Below are 19,503 nucleotides of genomic sequence, written 5' to 3'. Positions count from 1 at the left end.
AACGCAGTTCGGGCGGCAGTGGCGGTGGCTACGGCGGCGGTCAACGCAGTTCGGGTGGCGGTGGCGGTGGCTACGGCGGCGGTCAACGCAGCGGATCGGGCAACGGCGGTCGCGGTGCGGCAGTGGTTGCCTCGGCGCCGCAAAAGGGTGGTGCAGCAGCACCGCGCAAAGACCGGGAGCGCAGTCGCAATGACCATCCGCGCGACCGCAAGGAACAGTTCAACGAGGAGAAGTTGGTTCGGAACAGTTCTTCGCGGCGGCGTGGCGGCGGCGCGCGGGAACCGCGTCGCATCGAGTTCCCAACGCAGGTGACGGTCGATGGACCGATGACTGTTGCGGAATACAGCAAGCTGCTGAAGCGGGAACCTTCCGAAGTCATCAAAAAACTGCTGTTTTTGGGTGTGATGGCCACCATCAATCAGGAGATTGACACGGATGCGATGGAACTCATTGCTGGCGAGTACAATGTGCAATTGACGGTGCTCGAACCGGTCGATGAAGAAGCGCTCGACATGTTGGTCGAAGAAGACAAGGCTGAGGATTTGGTCGTGCGACCGCCCGTCGTCACGATTATGGGCCATGTCGATCACGGTAAGACCACACTCCTCGACGCGATTCGCTCGAGTCGCGTGACGGCCACCGAGTCGGGCGGTATTACGCAGCATATCGGAGCCTATCAAGTCGAGGTCAAAGGTCGGTCGATCACGTTTTTGGACACCCCGGGTCACGCAGCATTCACAACTATGCGGGCGCGTGGTGCACAAGTGACGGACGTCACCATTCTTGTCGTCGCCGCCGACGATGGCGTCATGCCGCAGACGGTGGAAGCCATTGACCATGCCAAGGCGGCCAACGTGCCGATTATCGTGGCCGTGAACAAGATGGATAAACCGGATGCAAACCCGGACCGCGTCAAGCAGGAATTGACGCAGTACGGGCTCGTGTCGGAAGAATGGGGCGGAGATACTATCTTCGTCAACATCTCAGCTCTGAAAAAGGAAGGCCTTGAGGAACTTCTTGAAATGGTGTTGCTCGTTGCGGATGTGGCAGATCAGCGCGCCAATCCGCACGGCCGTCCGCGCGGTACGGTGATTGAAGCCAAACTGGACAAAGGGCGTGGCCCGGTGGCAACGGTCCTCGTGCAAAACGGTACGCTGAAAATTGGCGACGTCGTTGTCGCAGGTACGTCTTCCGGGCGGGTTCGGGCGATGGTCGACGATACAGGCAAGCGCCTGAAGGAAGCAGGACCGTCGATGCCAGTCGAAATTCAGGGTTTGAGCGAAGTTCCGAGTGCTGGCGACTTGTTCGTGGTCTATGACGACGAGCGCGCTGCTCGAGCTCTTGTTCAAAAGAGGCTGAATCGTGAGCGCGTTGAAGCGATGAGTACCACGTCACGCGTGACCTTGGACGACTTGTATCGGCAGATTCAGGAAGGCAATATGAAAGAGTTGAACGTCATTGTGAAGGCTGATGTTCAAGGGTCTGTCGAAGCATTGGTCGGCTCAATTTCGAAAATTGATGTTCAAGGCGTTCGCATTAAAGTCATTCATCGCGGTGCCGGAGCTATCACCGAGTCGGATGTAGCTCTTGCCAGCGCATCGAATGCCATCATTTTGGGCTTTCATGTTCGCCCGGATGTCAACGCCAAGCGTGCTGCAGAGAATGAGAAGGTCGACATTCGCTTGTATCGTGTCATTTACAACGTCATCGAAGAGTTGGAAGCGGCCATGAAGGGAATGCTCGATCCCGAATATAAGGAAGTGGTTCTCGGCCACGCCGAAGTCCGTCAAGTGTTTTCGATTTCCAAAGTCGGTACCGTGGCTGGTTGCTATGTGACGGACGGAAAGATGACGCGGGACGCCGAAGCGCGATTGATTCGCGATGGTGTGGTGGTGTATGAAGGGGCGCTCGACACGCTGAAGCGATTTAAGGACGATGCGCGCGAAGTGGCAACTGGCTTCGAATGTGGTGTGACGTTAGACAAATTCAATGACATCAAACTCGGCGACATTGTCGAGGCATTCAAAATGGAAGCTTTGAAAGTGCACTGATTTTGTCCTGGTCCGTCAGGAGAATGGAGGAGCTCGCATGAGTAAAATCCGGGTTGCTAGGGTTGGCGAGCAACTGAAAAAAGAGATTGCGGATGTGATGCGCTCCGATTTGAAAGATCCTGGAATAGGATTTGCCACGGTCACGCGTGTCGATATGGCGGGCGACTTACAACACGCAAAAGTCTACATCAGTGTGTTTGGGGACAATCAAGCGAAAGGGCAGACCATGTCTGCCCTTCAGAAGGCGAGTGGCTTCATTCGCGGGGAAGTCGGTCGGCGTTTGCGCTTGCGAATTTCTCCAGAATTGGTCTTCAAATTAGATGAGTCTGGAGAGTACAGTGCTCACATTCAAACGGTGCTGCGCTCGTTGGATGTTGCGCCGGACGGGGAGTCCGTCGACAGTGGGGATGGCCCATCTGAAAAATCCACCAAGTCCTAGGGGGACTTTTTATGACATGGAACCCAGCACCGCGCTGTTTGGCAGATGTCGAGGCGGTTGCCGAGGCGCTTCTGCGCGATGATGATTGGTTGATTGTGACACACGAGCGTCCGGACGGAGATGCCATCGGCAGTGCCTTGGCCATGTCTCTTCTGCTTGAAAAAATCGGAAAACGTTGGACGTTTATGGTCGAAGCCCCGTTGCCAGCACGGTTTGATTACCTCGAACACTACTCGAAAGCGACGGTTGTTTCAGACGAGTATGCGGGTCGCTTTCAGCACGTGGTTGCAGTGGATTGTGCAGATGCAGCGCGGTATGCCGCACTTCAATTTGTGGTAGCTGAAGGCGCCACCGTGGTGAACGTTGACCACCATCGCACGAATCCAAGATTCGGAGTGGCCAATGCCGTCGATGCCGACGCCGCAGCAACGTGTGAAATTTTGTTTCATTTGGCGAAAGCCCTGCAGGTACCGCTTAGCGAACCGCTGTCGGCTGCGCTGTACACGGGGATTCTGACGGATACCGCTGGTTTTGTGCAACCGAACACGACCCCTGAAGTCTATCAAATTGCGGCGGAGCTTTTGATGTCGGGTGTGCGTCCTTACGACATCGCGGAACCCGCTCTGGAAGCGCGATCGGCCGAACAGATGCATCTTCTGCAGATGGCTTTGTCGAACTTGACGGTCTCGGAGGATGGCAGGTATGCGGCCCTCTATGTCACCCGTGGAATGATTGAAGGTGCGGGTGCTGAAGAGGATGATGTCGAGGGACTGGTTGGTTTTGCGCGTTCGATAGACACGGTCGAGGTGGGCATTCTCTTTCGTGAAACCCCGCTCCAACAGGTCAAAGTTTCGCTCCGCTCCAAACGCCGGGTTGACGTGTCGGAAGTCGCCCAGCGGTTCGGTGGAGGCGGTCACATCCGCGCCGCCGGGTGTACGCTGGAGACGACTCTGGAAGACGCCATGGAGCAAATTTTTACCGCTGTGGAACGCGCTTTAGATGAGGCGCGCGTGTGATGGCGGTGTCTGGCGTGCTCTGTGTGGACAAACCATCAGGACTGACATCGCACGACGTTGTCCTCTCGGTTCGCCGCCGTCTCGGAATTCGCCGCATTGGTCACGCAGGGACGCTCGATCCCGCTGCGACAGGCGTTCTTGTTCTCTGTGTCGGGGACTCTACGAGGCTTGTGGAATACCTCTCGGCTGACGAGAAGGCGTACGTGGGCACGATGCTCTTTGGTGTGGGTACTGACACGGATGACGCCGAGGGTAGGGTCACTGCGACGGCAGACGCAACGAAATTGACTTTGAGCGAGATTGAACCGGCCCTCACGGCTTTCCGCGGTCACATTTGTCAACGCATTCCATCGTATTCTGCGGTGCACATCGGGGGGAAGCGAGCCTATGAGTTGGCGCGCGCCGACATCCGTGTGGATTTGCCGACTCGCTGGGTTGACATTTTTGAATTCACTGTGGATGGTCTGCACATGATGCAGGACGACACGGTGGCGCTTTCGTTTTACGTGCGCTGTTCGAAGGGTACCTATATTCGGTCGCTCTGCCGTGACCTCGGAGAAGCTCTCGGTGTTCCTGCTCACCTGACGACTCTGCGCCGCGTGCAGTCTGGATGCATTCGCTTAGACGAATGTGTTCCGCTTGACACGTTGCTTGAGTCCGATAACCCGGTGGATTACCTGCGACGTCCAGTGGATTGCCTGTCGAATATGCCGCAAGTGGCAGTGACCGTTGCTGTGGCCGAGGCTCTCTCTAAAGGCCAACACGTAGACTGGCCAACGGATGGGCCAGAGCTTGCTCCGGAAACGGTTGCCCTTGCTACGTGCGATGGAAACTTGGTTGCCGTGGTGGAAGCTGTTTTCGCGGCGAATCCAGACGGATTCGATGCGTTGCAGGGCCGCACGCGCATGCGTCCGATGAAAGTGTTTTGGAAAGAGGTGGGTTGAACGATGCGCGTTGTGTCTGTTCAAGGGATTCCTCAGGAAGAGAAAGGCTCCTACGTGCTGGCCATCGGTAAATTTGACGGGGTTCACATTGGTCATCAAGCGATTCTTCATCAAGCTCGCTCGCTCGCCCATAACCAAAGCGAGCTCGCGGTGGTAAGTTTCACCCCACATCCGGTCTATGTATTGACGGGGGATGAACGGTATCGAACGTGGCTGACGCCGGAGCGGGACAAGAGTCGGCTTCTGGAGCAGTTTGGGGTCGAGGCTTTGTTCCTCATTCAATTCGATGCCGCCTATGCGAATGTGACCGCAGAGACGTTCGTGCGTGAACACCTGAAGCGCTTGGGTGCAAAGTCGATAGTCGTCGGTGCGGATTTTCGGTTTGGTCGCGGTGGACAGGCGACTGTCGAAGATTTAAAAAGCTTGGCGAGTACCATCCGAGTTCCCGTACACGTGGTGCATCATGTCGAGGAGAATGGGGTCAAAGTCTCGTCGTCGAACATTCGCGATCATTTGCTCGCGGGTCGCGTCGAAGCTGCCGAAGCGCTTCTCGGCCGTGCCTATTCGCTGACAGGGGTGGTCGAACACGGCGATGCTCGCGGTCGGACTATCGGATTTCCGACCGCGAATATCGGCGGCATCGATGACTATGTTCTGCCGAAAAATGGGGTGTACGCCGTGAGTGTGGATACGTCCGTCCATGAGCCGGGTCGAAATTGGTTTGGCGTGGCCAACTTGGGGATTCGTCCAACGGTGAACGGATTGTCGCGGCGATTGGAAGTCCATCTTCTCGATTACTCAGGAGATTTATACGGGAAACAATTGCGTGTTTCTCTACTGAGGCGACTGCGCGACGAAATGAAATTTGCTAGCCTTTCTGAATTGACGCAACAGATTCGACAGGACTGTCTCATGGCGAGAATAATGCTCGGTTTGTCGTCACTGCAAGAGTAGGTTGTCGTCAAGGAAGTCTTTTTCTATAAAATATTGCGCTTGACACGCACGTTCGACCCAGGGAGTTGGAGAGTCCGTTGTGTTGTGGCTTGCAATTCCGTGTGTTATGATGAGGAAGTGCACCTTTGCACGTAGCACCCGGCGCAAGGAACTGTGTCGCAGTGGAGCGTTCGCTCCAAACGCCGACTTCGTCACAGGGATTTCGGGGTATGAATTTGGAGGAGTGTTTGATATGTTGACGAATGAGCAGAAGAAAGAAATTGTGGAAAAATATCAATTGCATGAAGGGGACACGGGTAGCCCGGAAGTCCAGATTGCCATCTTAACTCAAAAAATTTCTTATTTGACCGAGCATTTTCGTGAGCACAAGAAAGATCATCATTCGCGGCGCGGTCTTTATAAGATGATTGGACATCGACGCAATTTGTTGAATTATCTCAGGAATAAAGACGTGAATCGTTATCGCGAATTGATTCAGTCGTTGGGGCTGCGTAGATAGCACTTCCACCTGGCGGGCTTCGGCCCGCTTCTTTTACATATCGGTGGTGTATCCGCGTTTATTCGAGAATTGCAGGGAGGTTGGCCGTTTTCTATGGTTGTCAGACATGAGTTTATGTTAGCCGGGCGTCCGTTTGTGATGGAAACTGGTAAGTTAGCAAAGCAGGCTACTGGTGCCGTTGATGTGCGCTACGGCGACACAATGATTTTGTGCACCGTCACGGCATCGAACGAACCGAAAGATTTGGATTTTTTCCCGCTGACCGTCAATTATGAAGAGCGTCTTTACGCTGTGGGCAAAATTCCAGGTGGGTTTATCAAACGAGAAGGGCGACCTAGCGAGCGAGCTATTTTGGCCTCTCGGTTGATTGACCGTCCGATTCGCCCGCTGTTCCCCGAAGGATTTCGAAACGATGTCCAAGTAGTAGACTTGGTCATGTCGGTAGACCAAGACTGTGCTCCGGAAGTCACTGCGATGATTGGCACTTCGGCTGCTTTGACCGTATCCGACATTCCGTTTGATGGACCGATTGCGGGCGTGGTCGTGGGCATGCTGAATGGTCAGTTCGTGTTGAATCCGACGGTTTCAGAAGCGGCTAACAGTGCGATGCACTTGGTGGTCGCGGGAACCAAAGATGCTGTGGTGATGGTGGAAGCGGGAGCGCAAGAAATTCCCGAAGAAGTCATGCTGGACGCTATTTTGTTTGGACACAGTAACATCCAAAAAATAATTCATGAAATTGAGCAATTCGCCGCAAAGGTTGGAGTTGTCAAGCGGGAAGTCAAATTGCATCAAGTACCGTCGGAGATTGTGAAAGCCGTGCGGCAAGCGGTCGGAGACCAAATTCGCTTGGCTGTGCGAAATGCGGACAAGCTCGCGCGAGAGGCAGCCATTGAAGCGGTGAACGAGGAGGTCAAAAGGCAACTACTGGAGCAGTTCCCGGATGATGTAAAGAACATCGATGAGGTTCTTCACGACATCTTGAAAGAGGAAGTGCGTGGCGCCATTTTAAAAGATGGCATTCGCCCGGATGGCCGCCGTTTGGACGAAATTCGCCCCATCAGTTGTGAAGTTGGAGTTTTGCCGCGAGCTCACGGAAGTGGGTTGTTCACTCGCGGCCAGACACAAGCCTTGTCCGTATGTACCTTGGGTGCTATGGGAGACGAACAAATTCTCGACGGGTTGGAAGTTGAAGCCTCTAATCGCTACATGCATCACTACAATTTTCCACCTTTCAGCGTTGGGGAAGCGAGGCCGCTCCGCGCTCCGAGTCGGCGAGACATTGGTCATGGTGCACTGGGTGAGAGAGCTTTGGATGTTGTCATTCCCTCGCCAGAAGAGTTTCCGTATGCGATACGTGTAGTGTCGGAGATTCTAGAGTCCAATGGCTCAACTTCCCAGGCCAGCATTTGCGGGAGTACGATGGCTCTGATGGATGCTGGTGTGCCCATTAAGGCGCCGGTTGCGGGTATCGCCATGGGTCTCGTCAAAGATGGAGACGATGTGGCTGTGTTGACAGACATCCAGGGATTGGAAGACCATTTGGGAGACATGGATTTCAAAGTCGCTGGAACGGCAAAGGGCGTCACTGCTCTCCAAATGGACATTAAAATCGACGGGATTCACCGCGATATTTTGGAGAGGGCGTTGCAGCAGGCGCGTGTTGGGCGCATGCATATTTTGGACAAAATGCTGCAAGCCATCTCAGAGCCGCGCAATGAGTTGTCTCGCTACGCGCCGCGAGTGATGACGGTTCGCATCAATCCCGATAAAATTCGAGACGTCATTGGACCGGGTGGGCGCGTCATCAATAAAATCATTGACGAGACGGGCGTGAAGATTGATATTGAACAAGACGGCCGCGTGTTCATTCATGGTACGGATTCAGAAATGGCCGAAAAGGCGCGCGAAATGGTAGAAAACATCGTGCGCGAAGTAGAAGTTGGACAAATTTACGTGGGCAAAGTCACTCGAGTGGAGAAGTATGGGGCGTTCGTGGAAGTTCTTCCTGGGAAGGAAGGCTTGGTTCACATTTCTCAGCTTGATGTCGGACGCGTCAATAAAGTAGAGGATATCTGCGCAGTGGGTGATTCCTTGACCGTCAAGGTTACGGAGATTGACGGTCAGGGCCGACTCAACTTGTCGCGCAAAGAGGCGCTCAAGCCGGAAAGTGCGCCCTTGACCTGACGGGTCTCTACACGCGGATAGATCGCGTCTTCCGGGAGATGCGATGACGTCGGATTTGAAAGTGGTTCATGTTATCCGAAACCCAGGTTTGTTGGCGCGGGTTTTTGTAAACTTGTGTACTTGGCGAGTGGAGTTTGCAAGTTCGGGCACCCTACCTCACGAGGAAGCCGATGTTAGCGGGCTAGGAGGTAGGGTTTATGAGATCGTTTCATAGAAGAAGAAACTGCTTGACTTTTGCGCTTTTGCTGACGAGTGCAAGTGCCTGGAGCAGTTTCTTTGCGTTGGGAAAAGTTTCGGCAGAGAGTCACCCTCTTGCCAAATCAGAAAGTTCCCTAAACGAGTTGTCGAAAGTTCAAGAGGAATTTGGAGTGAAGCCGACCGATGCAAAACACGATTCAGTGTGGCACAATGTCCCCGGTCTGTCGGGATGGATGTTGAATGTTCCGGCCACAGAAGCGGCAACGCGCCAAGCGAGAGACCAAAAGCTTCATCTCGTGTGGAATTCCGCTTTGCCCAAAGTGTCTCTGAAGATGCTCCCAGCCGATTCTATCTATCGAGGTTCACCGGGAGAAAAATCGGTAACGCTCATGATTAACGTATCGTGGGGAGAAGAGTATCTTCCAAAAATGTTGGAGACGTTGCACAAGGAAAATGTTCGGGCGACGTTTTTTCTCGATGGAGCATGGGTGAAAAGTCATTTGCAGATGGCGCGCCATATTGTTGAAGAAGGGCAGGATGTTGGCAGTCACGGAACTGGACATCCGGACTTTAAGACGCTGACCGAGGACCGTTTGGCGCGCCAGTTGGATGTGACGAATACGATTTTGAATACCCGACTTGGCGTCCAGTGCTCTCTCATTGCTCCTCCGTCTGGAAGTTACGATGGGCGTCTCGTGCGTTTAGCAGCGGATCGTCATATGCATGTCATTCTGTGGACTGCAGATACCATTGACTGGAAAAAGCCTCAGCCGGACGTTATTTTGGCGCGCGTGCGAAACCATTTGACGCCCGGAGCGCTCATCTTGATGCACCCTACCCGGTCCACAGCAGAGGCTCTGCCGCAGTTGATTCGCATGGTGCGAGACAAAGGGTACACCTTGAAGACGGTCACTGATGTCGTTGAGGAGAAACCATCGGTCAAACCGCCAGAGACTTTGGCGCTACATCCTGGTGGGTTGAAGTGATTCGGAATGATTTGGTATAGTGACGGATAGGCTTGCCACCTATTTAGGTGTGCGGGGTTGAGGAGGCACAACGCGTGAGCTATCGACATCAATTGTCTTGCGGTATTCGAGTCGTGGGAGAAGAAATTCCGTTTTTACGGTCGGTTGCCATTGGCATATGGGTAGGAACAGGGTCTCGATTTGAGACGCGTCAAAACAACGGTGTTAGCCATTTCTTGGAGCACATGTTCTTTAAGGGAACTCAACGATATTCCGCGAAGGCGCTCGCCGAAGTGTTTGATGGGTTGGGTGGGCAGGTCAACGCTTTTACGTCCAAAGAATATACCTGCTTTTATTCGCGCGTTCTCGACGAGCATTTTTCGGTGGCGGTAGACACTTTAGCGGACATGATTCAGAATAGTACCTTTGCAGCAGAAGAGATTGATAAGGAACGGCGCGTGGTCATTGAAGAAATACGGATGTACGAGGATACACCGGATGAACTGGTGATGGACATGTTGGCTCAAGGAGTATACGGTGAGCATCCGCTCGGATACACAATTCTCGGTGAAGAAGAGAACCTTCGCAATTTTTCTCGAAACGATCTCGTTGATTACATTGCCGAACACTATCGCCCCGAAGACATTGTCATTTCCGTCGCTGGCAATGTGTCGCGGGAGCGAGCGATTGAGGTCTTGGAGCAGACGTTTCACCCTTCCAATTCCGGGTCAACAAGGACTGGCGCAATCGTCTCACCAAAGTTCTCCACGTCTGTCTCCGTGCGTTCTAAAGATATTGAGCAGGTACATGTAGCTCTCGCATCTCCGGGCCTTCCTGCGGGCCATGAAGATATGTTTGCTCTGATTTTGCTGAACAATGCGCTCGGTAACAATCCGTCGTCGCGACTTTTTCAAGAGATACGCGAAGAACGCGGCATGGCATATTCGGTATTTTCCTACCACTCGTCTTATCGGGACTGTGGGATGTTTGGTATCTATGCCGGTACGTCCCCGGAAAATGTTGAAGAGGTGTTGCGTTTAATCGGAGAGTGCGTGGAGTCGTTTGCCGTTGACGGAATGACGGAACACGAGCTCGAAAAAGGTAAAGAACAGTTGAAGGGCTCCATGATGTTGGGACTGGAGAGCACGAGTAGTCGCATGAGTCGGCTCGGCAAGAACGAATTGCTGTTGGGTCGAATGATTCCAATCGAAGAGACTCTGCAGGCCATTGAGCGAGTGACGGTAAGCGATATTTTGCGGGTGGCGAAAACGGTATTGAAACACCCCTTTGCAGTTTCGGCGGTCGGGCCTATCGAAGAGTCTATGATTGTGTCAGGCATGCAGTGGGCACCCGTATCATGAATGAATCCAGTGCATCCATCTCCGTCAAGTACCAGATTGTGTCGCCCTGGTTCGAAATGAAGTATTTGCCGAACTATGCAACCAGTGAGTCGGCAGGGATGGATCTTCACGCCTGCTGTTCCAGCGACATTTCCTTTGCGCCCGGGCAACGCCAAAAGGTTCCGACCGGACTGGCGATTGAAATGCCGAACCTCGAGATGGTCGGATTGGTCTTCGCTCGCAGTGGATTGGCTTGGAGGCATGGATTGAGTTTGCCAAATGGAGTTGGCGTCATCGACCGGGATTACACGGGTGAACTTCAAGTCCTGTTGCAAAATTTCGGAGAAACTCCTGTGGTGGTAAAGCCAGGCGACCGGATCGCCCAGTTAGTCTTCATGCCGATTTACCGCGCTGAGTGGATTCAAGCCACTGCTTTACGTGTCACGGCGCGCGGCGAAGGTGGATTTGGGTCGACGGGTGTGTGATATCGGTTGAAACACCCAGACATCGAGATGTCAAAACGCACACTGAAATTGAAGTGGACTGTGTTCCCTTTCGGGAACACAGTTTTTTGTCTGCACCCAGGCGAATGTCGCTTCATAGGGTACAGCAGGCGGCTGCAGGGGGGAGTTTTGCATGTTGACCGGACGTCACTTTGTTTTTATTGGCGGAGACTTGCGTCAGCTAGAAGTCATTCGGCAAGTGGTGGACAACGATGCGAGCGTTCATCTTATTGGCTTTGACAAGTGTCGTGAGTCATTTGTGGATACCAGTCATGCACAGTTGAAAGAAGACGTACTGCATCAGGCGGATGCGATTGTCCTGCCGGTGGCCGGAATGGACGATGACGGTATGGTGACGAGTCGATTCTCCACCGCTCCGATTCGTCTGGAAGAACACCACTTCAGTCAGATGCGCACGGGTACTAAGATTTTCACCGGAATTGCCGGGTCCAAATTAAGTTCCTGGGCGGAAAAATTTCATCTTGATTTGATTCGGCTGATGGAACGAGATGATGTCGCCATCTTGAATTCCATTCCTACGGCTGAAGGAGCCATTGCGTTGGCAATGGAAAAGACGAGCGTGACCATCCACGGGTCGCTGGTCACGTTGCTCGGCTTTGGCCGGTGCGGGCGTACGTTGGCACGAACCTTGCACGCCCTCGGAGCCAAGGTGGAAGTTTGTGCGCGTCATCCGGACGATCTCGCTCGAATTCGCGAAATGGGCATGGTAGCGAGGCCGATGCGAGACTTAGTGGAAAGCGTACGACGGGCCGACATTGTCTTTAATACCATTCCCAGCATGGTCTTGCCGGCATCTGTGCTCAAAGAGATGAGAGTCGACTGCGTCATTATCGATATCGCGTCGAAACCAGGCGGTACCGATTTTCGCTATGCCGAGAGGCGTGGCATGACGGCTATTTTGACACCGTCCTTGCCCGGCATGGTGGCTCCGAAGACGGCGGGTCAAATCATCGCAGCCAGTGTTTGTGAACTCATGAATGCGGATGACCTTGTGGAAAATTGGAAGGAGGAATCGGTATGAGGTTGGACGGGATTACTATCGGCTTTGGTGTCACCGGAAGTCACTGCACATACGAAGAAGTGTTTCCCGTTGTGGAACAGTTAAAGTCGCTCGGTGCGGCGATTGTTCCCGTGTTCTCTTATTCTCTCCAGACGGTCAGTACACGCTTTGGAGAAGCGGGGGAGTGGGCGGCGAAAATCGAACAGGTTGCTGGCGTCTCAGCCATCCGTTCGATTCCAGAAGCTGAGCCACTTGGACCGCAAAAGAAGTTGGACGTCTTTCTCATTGCACCGTGCACGGGCAGTACGTTGTCCCGATTTGCAGCGGCCAATACGGATTCTCCCGTGCTGATGGCAGCGAAATCGACGCTGCGAAACGATCGGCCAGTCGTCCTCGCGATTTCTACGAATGATGGACTTGGACTCAACATGTTGAATATCGCGAAGCTGATGAATACCAAAAATATTTTTTTCGTGCCATATGGTCAAGATGCTCCCCATGTTAAAATGAATTCACTTGTAGCCGCGATGGATCTCGTTCCCGAAACGATTTCTGCGGCACTAAAGAAGACCCAGTTGCAACCGGTTCTCATCGAGCGCTGGCAGCGGTCGAGAGCTGAGTGAGGGTTGAGTGGAGGAGTGACGCGCATGCATGGCACATCAAGAAATTCCCGTGTGGCCATTTTTGGCGCCACAGGGGCGGTAGGACGCGCCATGGTGCGAGTGCTGGAAGATAGGGACTTTCCTGTCGCGCAGTTACGGCTCATCGCGTCGCCGCGTTCCGCGGGTCAAACCATGAGCTTTCGAGGTGCGCAGTTGGAAGTGGTCGCCGTGCACGAAGAAGTGTTTACCGATATAGACGTGGCGCTGTTCAGTGCAGGAGCGGATGCATCGAGACGATACGCCCCACTCGCGGTTGAGTCGGGTGCGGTGGTGATTGACAACAGCAGCGCCTTTCGACTTGAGGATGGGGTGCCGCTCGTCGTGCCGGAGGTGAATCCTCATGCGCTGGCCAACCACCGCGGCATTATTGCGAATCCAAACTGTTCTACGATTCAACTTGTGGTCGCTTTGAGTCCACTTCGTCGTTACGGGTTGAAACATGTCACGATTTCCACGTATCAGGCGGTGAGTGGTATGGGACAAAAGGCGATTGATGCTCTTCTGGAAGAGGTTTCTGCACCTCGTACTGAGGACAAGACGACACTCTTTCCAACAGTATCCTCGGAATCGCATGTGCCGATGGCATTCAATGTGTTGCCTCAATGCGACTCTTTTCTGGAGAATGGATATACGAGGGAAGAGATGAAACTGGTCCACGAGCCTAGGAAAATCCTTGAAATGCCTTCCTTGTCTTTGGCACCGACGGCTGTTCGCGTGCCCGTCGTATACGGTCATTCGGAGTCTGTCGAGGTTACCTTTTCGTCGCCAGTGACGGCAACAGAAGTGCGGACAGCTCTTGAATCTGCTCCTGGTGTCCAAGTGGTAGACCGTCCAGGCGAGTCTTTATTTCCCCATCCCCGCATGGCTGAGGGAAGTGGACTGACATTTGTTGGGCGAATCCGCCAAGACCTCGACCGGCCCAATGTTGTCCATATGTTCATTGTGGCGGACAATTTGCTGAAAGGGGCGGCGTACAACGCCGTCCAAATTGCTGAGATGCTTGTTTAAGCGCCGAACATTTCAACGGGTGTGCATGGTAGGGTTGGGTGCATGGTAGGGTTGTGTGCATGGTAGGGTTGTGTGCATGGTAGGCGAACGGATGACCGGAGGCGAAGACTTGCGTGAAAATTTTGGTTCAAAAGTTCGGGGGCACCTCGGTTGCAGCGAAAGAAATGCGCATTTGCGCTGCGAAACACATTGAGCGGGCCAAAGAAGCTGGCTACGGCGTGGTCGTGGTCGTTTCGGCGATGGGGCGTCGCGGAGAGCCGTATGCGACCGACACTTTGCTTGACGTCCCTGAAGATTCAGGGGCTGTGACAGAGCGGGACCTAGCCATTCTTATGTCATGTGGTGAAGCAATCTCGTCTGTCGTATTCGCCACACTGCTGCGTAGCCGGGGTCATGCGGTGACGGTCATGAACGGATTGCAAGCAGGCATTGTCACGAATGACGACTATACGAATGCACGTGTTCTTGAAATTCACCCCGGTCGCATTTTGAGCGAGTTGGAGCAGGGTAACATCGTGGTCGTCATGGGCTTTCAAGGCGCGACGGTCCATGGTGAAGTGACGACACTCGGACGTGGCGGCAGTGACACGACTGCGACGGCCCTAGGCGTCGCTCTCGGTGCGGAGTACGTGGATATTTTCACAGATGTCGAAGGAATCATGACGGCGGATCCGCGGATTGTCGAAGACGCCCGACAGATTCGTCAGGTCACGTATACGGAAATTTGTAATCTCGCATATCAAGGCGCAAAAGTGATTCACCCGCGAGCGGTGGAAATTGCCATGCAGAAAAACATTCCCATCCGTGTTCGTAGCACTGCGTCGGAAGATGAAGGTACGCTCGTGACCAGCGCTTTGGCCTTGTTGGAAACAAGTATCGTGACGGATCGGCCGATTACAGGTGTGACACAAACTGCCAACGTGACCCGGCTAGAGATATCTGCGACGGGAGCCAAAGGCGCGGAAGTTTTTCAGCTTATGGCGAATCATGGGATTTCAGTCGATTTCATCTCCGTTTGCGAGGGCCGGGTTATGTATACGGTCCCAGACGCGAAGGCGAACTTAGCTATCTCGGTTTTGGAGCAGGCGGGGCACCAAGTTTCTTACATCCCCAGTTGTGCGAAGGTCTCGTGTGTCGGCGCCGGGATTGCGGGAACGCCAGGAATCATGGCTCGCATTGCAACGGCACTTGCGGAGGAACAGATAGAAATCTTGCAATTTGCGGACTCTCATACGACCATGTGGTGTTTGGTCCGCCAAGAGCAGATGGAGCAGGCAGTGCGCGCTCTTCATCAAGCTTTTCGTCTTGGCGAACGGGTTTTTGTATGAGTTTTTGGGAAGGTATTTTGGCAGGTTGACGAATGAGGTGATATGCGTGAATTTTGGACGATTGGTGACGGCGATGGTCACTCCTTTCAATGATTCGGGTGAATTGAGCAAGGACGGCTTGGATGCGCTCGTCCGTCACTTGATAGAGACGGGAACAACGGCGATTGTCGTTTCTGGCACGACGGGAGAGTCACCCACATTGTCTCATGACGAAAAATTGAGGCTGTTGGAGTGGACACTAAGGGCCGTCGACGGACGTGTTCCTGTATTGATGGGTTCTGGTACGAATGACACGGCTTCTTCGGTTCAACTTTCCAAAGAAGCCTGCCAAGTTGGTGCAGATGGTCTCTTGGTCGTGGCACCTTACTACAATCGACCTAATGGAGATGGGATGTTTGCGCATTTTTCCGCAGTGGCAGAAGCGGTGTCTGTGCCCATTCTTCTCTACAATGTGCCGACTCGGACGTCGTCCAATTTGGATGTTTCAACGGTTCTGCGCCTTGCTTCCATTCCGAACATCGTCGGCGTCAAAGAGGCCACTCCAGACATGGCGCAAATTTTACGCCTCGCTGCGATGAAAAGTGACGATTTTTTTCTGTATTCCGGCGATGATAAACTGACGTTGCCAATGCTTTCAGTGGGTGGTTACGGAGTGGTCAGCGTTGCATCACATGTGGTGGGCCGGGAAATGACGGATATGATATCTGCCTATCTCGAAGGAAGAACATTGGACGCTGCCACCACTGCTGCGCGACTTTTGCCTATGTTTGAGGTACTTTTCTCCAGTCCCAGTCCTGGGCCATTAAAGGTCGCCCTTCAGTCTCTTGGTTTAGCGGTCGGAGGGGTAAGACTGCCAGTGACCTGGCCGGATGAATCGATTTCCCGGCATGTGCTTTCTGAACTGAGCCGTTTTCATCCGGTTGCGTCTAACTGAGCGATGACGGATGGTGTGGTTATAGCGCTTGAGCAGTAGTAGCTGTTGGCGCATGCATATGCACTGAAGCGAGAGGATGGTCTCTGCGAGAGGCCATCCTTTTGGTTGTGCAACTGGCGATATGCGGTTATAATATGGTCACAGTGACTGGTGCGGCTTTGAAGTTCAAAGAACGAATCATCGCTCGAATCGCGCGGGGACGCCGTCGGTTTCGTAGTGTTGGCCAAAAGTTGTTTCGGTGTGGCTAAGCGAATCGTGCGTTCTAGGATTCCTGCTCGTGCAGCGTATCCCTGTTTCTTATTGCCATTTTGCGAGTGACTTTGAGGTCTAGCGCGAATGCGTGGAAAATAGCAGCGTAACAATCACTGTCGGATGTTAAATCGAGAAAAGTTGAGGATGTACAACCATCGCTCGACGATGGTTATTTTTATGCGGAGGTGTTGATGAGTGTCGAAAGGAAAGTCAAGGTTGGCCATCGTGCCACTGGGTGGCGTTAGGGAAATCGGGAAAAATATGACTCTGTACTGGTATGGAAATGACATGATGGTTGTGGATGCCGGGTTAAAGTTCCCGGAGGAAGACATGCTTGGGGTGGACATTGTCATTCCTGATATTTCTTTTTTGGTGGAAAACAAGGACAAAATAAGAGGGATTTTTGTCACCCATGGTCATGAGGATCACATTGGCGGATTGCCTTATATCCTCAAGTCACTGAACGTCCCAGTGTACGGTACTCGCCTGACACTCGGCCTGATTGAGAACAAGTTGCGCGAGCACAATCTTCTCGACACGGTGAAATTGCATGTCATGCCGTCACAGGCATCGGTTCGTGCCGGCGTTTTCGAAATCAGCTCGTTCGAGGTGAATCACTCCATCCCCGACACGGTCGGTTTTGCGATTCGTACGCCGGAAGGATTAGTGGTTCATACAGGCGACTTCAAAATCGATCAAACGCCTGTCGACGGGCATCAATTCGACTTTGGGAAGTTGGCTGGGTATGCCCGCGAAGGCGTTCTCGTGCTGGTTGCGGACAGTACTAACGCGGAGCGCCCGGGTTTCACTCCGTCCGAAAAGTCGGTGGGGAAAACTTTGGACCACTTGGTGAGTCAGGCTCCCGGACGAATCATTTTGTCCACATTTGCTTCAAATATCCACCGCATTCAACAGGTCATTCAGTCTGCGGAGCGCTATGAACGCAAAGTTGCCGTCGTCGGGCGCAGCATGGTGAATAATCTTCAAACGGCTACACAGTTGGGATATTTACAAGTGCAACCAACCACTCTTATCGATCCCGATGACATCGGCAAAATGCCGCCTGACAAGTTGCTCATTCTCTCCACTGGCAGTCAGGGTGAGCCGATGTCTGCGTTGACGCGGATGGCGCGGGCAGCTCATCGGAAAGTGGAAATCGTCCCTGGAGACACGGTCATTCTCGCGTCCAATCCTATTCCCGGAAACGAGAAGTATGTGTCACGCACCATTGATCAATTGTTTAAAGCAGGGGCAAACGTCATTTATCAAGGTGTTCATGTCTCTGGCCATGGCAGCCAAGAAGAATTGAAACTGATGCTCAACCTAACGAAGCCAAAGTTTTTCATGCCCGTTCACGGAGAATTTCGGATGCAGAGGACGCATGCCAACCTCGCCGTAGAAGTCGGCGTTCCAGCCGAGAACATCTTCATCACGGAGTTGGGAGATGTCGTGGAATTCGAGAATTCTCGGGGACGTCTAGGAGGCAAAGTTCCTGCAGGAACGGTTATGATTGATGGACTTGGCGTGGGAGATGTCGGGAATATTGTCCTCAGAGACAGGAAATTGTTGTCGCAAGATGGGATTCTCGTTGTTGTCATCACGCTATCAAAAGCAACGGGAGCTATCTTGTCGGGCCCGGACATTATCTCTCGCGGCTTTGTCTATGTTCGCGAGTCAGAAGCTTTGCTTGATGAGGCCAATAAATTGGTGGAGTCGACCTTGGGGCGGCTTGTTTCGGACAATATCAGCGAGTGGTCGTCTCTGAAGACAGCAGTCCGAGATACTTTGGGACGCTTTTTGTTCGAACAGACGAGGAGACGCCCGATGATTTTGCCCATCATCATGGAGGCCTAATCTCTCCTTCATGCGAGCCCAGTTTCCGGGTCTGCTTGTTCTATGTTCAGACCTACTTGCTACGCTGCGATTGCGCCTTGACTGGCGAAATCGCAGCGTTTTGTCGTTCTCGGGAGACTGAAAAAGTTGGTTTGATGGGAATGAGGTGTGGAATTTTGCCGGATACTACGAGAAGGACGAGAAAGGACGTGTTCTTTCGTGGCTTTCATGGACATTCCGGACACTTCTCTAAAATCTTCGCAAAGTATTGCGCCTGCGCCTCCCACGGAGGGGGATGTGGGGAGCGACATTACCAAAGACGTGGTGCAGTTGGGTCAAACAGAACCCGTGCAGGCAGATAGTGACTTGTACTGCCTCACCATTATTGGTCAAATTGAAGGCCATTTGGTGCTGCCTCCACAGAACAAGACGACAAAATACGAACATATTATTCCACAATTGGTTGCGGCGGAGCAAAACGATCACGTCAAAGGACTTCTGCTTATCCTTAATACCGTTGGGGGGGATGTGGAGGCGGGGCTCGCCATCGCAGAGATGGTGGCCAGTATGAGCAAGCCGACGGTTTCATTGGTTCTCGGAGGCGGCCATTCGATTGGAGTCCCGATTGCGGTGTCCTGTTCTTACACGTACATCGCCGAAACGGCGACTATGACCATCCACCCGATTCGACTGACGGGCATGGTGATTGGAGTACCGCAGTCGTTCGAATACTTGGAGAAAATGCAGGAGCGAGTGACTCGATTTGTTGTACAGCACTCTCAAGTGGGCGAACAAGTGTTCCGGAATTTAATGTTGAATACGGGGGAAATGGCCCGCGACATAGGCACGACTGTGGTCGGCAGGGACGCCGTTTCTTACGGCTTGGTGAATGAGGTTGGTGGTTTAGGACAGGCCATTCGTAAACTGCGTGAACTGATTGCCGCTAACGAGCCTAACGGGAGTGTCAACGAGGGTATGAGGAGAACCTCCCCATTTGTGGAAGGGATGATGCAGTAGTGGTACATTGGACTCCACTCGACGAAGTAGCCGTGTTTTCTGGGTTGGAAGGAGGAGACGCCGAACAACCCTTAGTAGAGGTGTGCCAAAATGGGCTGACGATGTTGGTTCATCCGCTCGGGGATGGTACGGGTCGATTGGAAAAGCTGGTTTCTCCGAAACCTGCCGACTTCTGTAATCCGAAGTTGCAACCAGGTAGCATTGTTATCCTGACCGGATTGTGACGGTTACTTGGCCACAGCCTATGTCCACTCAGTGCCGCGAGTGAGGATGGCTTCGTCGTCTTTGCGGAATGGTTCGTTTCACAGTCATGTACTGCCGTCTGCAGGAATTAGCCTCGTCGCCAAGAACT

Annotated in this window: 18 protein-coding genes; all 18 read left to right on the top strand. The window is 53.1% G+C overall.

Annotated features, from left to right (window positions below):
* Positions 1-2,051, top strand: a 2,051-nt coding sequence (gene infB, locus M4I36_RS02880) for a translation initiation factor IF-2 (RefSeq protein WP_308660985.1), incomplete at its 5' end; no start/stop codon positions are given.
* A gap of 37 nt (positions 2,052-2,088) precedes the next feature.
* A complete protein-coding gene (gene rbfA / locus M4I36_RS02875) occupies positions 2,089-2,490 on the top strand; it encodes a 30S ribosome-binding factor RbfA (RefSeq protein ID WP_258110148.1) in 402 nt (133 codons plus the stop codon).
* A gap of 11 nt (positions 2,491-2,501) precedes the next feature.
* Positions 2,502-3,506, top strand: coding sequence for a DHH family phosphoesterase (locus tag M4I36_RS02870; RefSeq protein ID WP_258110147.1), 1,005 nt, complete (start codon positions 2,502-2,504; stop codon positions 3,504-3,506).
* Complete coding sequence (gene truB, locus M4I36_RS02865) at positions 3,506-4,450, top strand: tRNA pseudouridine(55) synthase TruB (RefSeq protein ID WP_258110152.1); 945 nt, start codon at positions 3,506-3,508, stop codon at positions 4,448-4,450. Before M4I36_RS02870 ends, truB begins: the two co-directional genes overlap by 1 nt.
* Positions 4,451-4,453: 3 nt before the next feature.
* Positions 4,454-5,404 (top strand): bifunctional riboflavin kinase/FAD synthetase, encoded by a 951-nt coding sequence (locus tag M4I36_RS02860; protein ID WP_258110146.1) that lies wholly within the window; start codon positions 4,454-4,456, stop codon positions 5,402-5,404.
* Between the two features lie 232 nt (positions 5,405-5,636).
* Positions 5,637-5,903: a 30S ribosomal protein S15 gene (gene rpsO, locus M4I36_RS02855; protein ID WP_258110144.1), complete on the top strand. Its 267-nt coding sequence runs from the start codon at positions 5,637-5,639 to the stop codon at positions 5,901-5,903.
* Between the two features lie 93 nt (positions 5,904-5,996).
* Complete coding sequence (gene pnp / locus M4I36_RS02850; RefSeq protein ID WP_258110143.1) at positions 5,997-8,090, top strand: polyribonucleotide nucleotidyltransferase; 2,094 nt, start codon at positions 5,997-5,999, stop codon at positions 8,088-8,090.
* A 197-nt stretch (positions 8,091-8,287) separates the two neighbouring features.
* Positions 8,288-9,274 carry a polysaccharide deacetylase family protein gene (locus M4I36_RS02845; protein WP_258110142.1) on the top strand — a complete coding sequence of 329 codons (987 nt, stop codon included), beginning with the start codon at positions 8,288-8,290 and terminating at the stop codon, positions 9,272-9,274.
* A 74-nt stretch (positions 9,275-9,348) separates the two neighbouring features.
* The gene (locus M4I36_RS02840) at positions 9,349-10,614 is read left to right on the top strand and encodes a M16 family metallopeptidase (RefSeq protein WP_258110140.1); all 1,266 of its coding nucleotides are present in this window, start codon (positions 9,349-9,351) and stop codon (positions 10,612-10,614) included.
* Positions 10,611-11,078 carry a dUTP diphosphatase gene (gene dut / locus M4I36_RS02835; protein WP_258110139.1) on the top strand — a complete coding sequence of 156 codons (468 nt, stop codon included), beginning with the start codon at positions 10,611-10,613 and terminating at the stop codon, positions 11,076-11,078. The genes M4I36_RS02840 and dut overlap by 4 nt, the downstream gene beginning before the upstream one ends.
* 151 nt (positions 11,079-11,229) lie before the next feature.
* Positions 11,230-12,138 (top strand): dipicolinate synthase subunit DpsA, encoded by a 909-nt coding sequence (gene dpsA / locus M4I36_RS02830; protein WP_258110138.1) that lies wholly within the window; start codon positions 11,230-11,232, stop codon positions 12,136-12,138.
* On the top strand, positions 12,135-12,740 hold the full coding sequence (locus M4I36_RS02825) for a dipicolinate synthase subunit B (RefSeq protein ID WP_258110137.1): 606 nt from the start codon (positions 12,135-12,137) through the stop codon (positions 12,738-12,740). Before dpsA ends, M4I36_RS02825 begins: the two co-directional genes overlap by 4 nt.
* Positions 12,741-12,764: 24 nt before the next feature.
* Positions 12,765-13,787, top strand: a complete 1,023-nt coding sequence (locus M4I36_RS02820) for an aspartate-semialdehyde dehydrogenase (protein WP_258110136.1) — start codon at positions 12,765-12,767, stop codon at positions 13,785-13,787.
* A 113-nt stretch (positions 13,788-13,900) separates the two neighbouring features.
* Positions 13,901-15,115, top strand: coding sequence for an aspartate kinase (dapG, locus tag M4I36_RS02815; protein WP_258110135.1), 1,215 nt, complete (start codon positions 13,901-13,903; stop codon positions 15,113-15,115).
* Positions 15,116-15,161: 46 nt separating this feature from the next.
* A complete protein-coding gene (gene dapA / locus M4I36_RS02810; RefSeq protein WP_258110134.1) occupies positions 15,162-16,049 on the top strand; it encodes a 4-hydroxy-tetrahydrodipicolinate synthase in 888 nt (295 codons plus the stop codon).
* A 447-nt stretch (positions 16,050-16,496) separates the two neighbouring features.
* Positions 16,497-18,155: a ribonuclease J gene (locus tag M4I36_RS02805; RefSeq protein WP_258110133.1), complete on the top strand. Its 1,659-nt coding sequence runs from the start codon at positions 16,497-16,499 to the stop codon at positions 18,153-18,155.
* Between the two features lie 207 nt (positions 18,156-18,362).
* A complete protein-coding gene (locus tag M4I36_RS02800; protein ID WP_258110151.1) occupies positions 18,363-19,151 on the top strand; it encodes a ClpP family protease in 789 nt (262 codons plus the stop codon).
* Positions 19,151-19,375, top strand: coding sequence for a YlzJ-like family protein (locus M4I36_RS02795; protein WP_258110132.1), 225 nt, complete (start codon positions 19,151-19,153; stop codon positions 19,373-19,375). The genes M4I36_RS02800 and M4I36_RS02795 overlap by 1 nt, the downstream gene beginning before the upstream one ends.
* The last annotated feature ends 128 nt before the right edge of the window (positions 19,376-19,503 follow it).

This window comes from Alicyclobacillus sp. SP_1, from assembly GCF_024706985.1.
In the GTDB taxonomy this organism is placed as follows: domain Bacteria; phylum Bacillota; class Bacilli; order Alicyclobacillales; family Alicyclobacillaceae; genus Alicyclobacillus_I.
Note: the sequence above shows the minus strand (reverse complement) of the source record. Positions and strands in the feature narration are given on the sequence as shown.

What these genes read in the sequence shown, in the direction of transcription:
- rbfA (WP_258110148.1), top strand. Translation starts at nt 2,089, where the DNA reads ATGAGTAAAATCCGGGTTGCTAGGGTTGGCGAGCAACTGAAAAAAGAG.
- dut (WP_258110139.1), top strand. Translation starts at nt 10,611, where the DNA reads ATGAATGAATCCAGTGCATCCATCTCCGTCAAGTACCAGATTGTGTCG.
- M4I36_RS02870 (WP_258110147.1), top strand. Translation starts at nt 2,502, where the DNA reads ATGACATGGAACCCAGCACCGCGCTGTTTGGCAGATGTCGAGGCGGTT.
- rpsO (WP_258110144.1), top strand. Translation starts at nt 5,637, where the DNA reads ATGTTGACGAATGAGCAGAAGAAAGAAATTGTGGAAAAATATCAATTG.
- M4I36_RS02820 (WP_258110136.1), top strand. Translation starts at nt 12,765, where the DNA reads ATGCATGGCACATCAAGAAATTCCCGTGTGGCCATTTTTGGCGCCACA.
- truB (WP_258110152.1), top strand. Translation starts at nt 3,506, where the DNA reads ATGGCGGTGTCTGGCGTGCTCTGTGTGGACAAACCATCAGGACTGACA.
- M4I36_RS02800 (WP_258110151.1), top strand. Translation starts at nt 18,363, where the DNA reads ATGGACATTCCGGACACTTCTCTAAAATCTTCGCAAAGTATTGCGCCT.
- M4I36_RS02860 (WP_258110146.1), top strand. Translation starts at nt 4,454, where the DNA reads ATGCGCGTTGTGTCTGTTCAAGGGATTCCTCAGGAAGAGAAAGGCTCC.
- dpsA (WP_258110138.1), top strand. Translation starts at nt 11,230, where the DNA reads ATGTTGACCGGACGTCACTTTGTTTTTATTGGCGGAGACTTGCGTCAG.
- M4I36_RS02845 (WP_258110142.1), top strand. Translation starts at nt 8,288, where the DNA reads ATGAGATCGTTTCATAGAAGAAGAAACTGCTTGACTTTTGCGCTTTTG.
- M4I36_RS02825 (WP_258110137.1), top strand. Translation starts at nt 12,135, where the DNA reads ATGAGGTTGGACGGGATTACTATCGGCTTTGGTGTCACCGGAAGTCAC.
- pnp (WP_258110143.1), top strand. Translation starts at nt 5,997, where the DNA reads ATGGTTGTCAGACATGAGTTTATGTTAGCCGGGCGTCCGTTTGTGATG.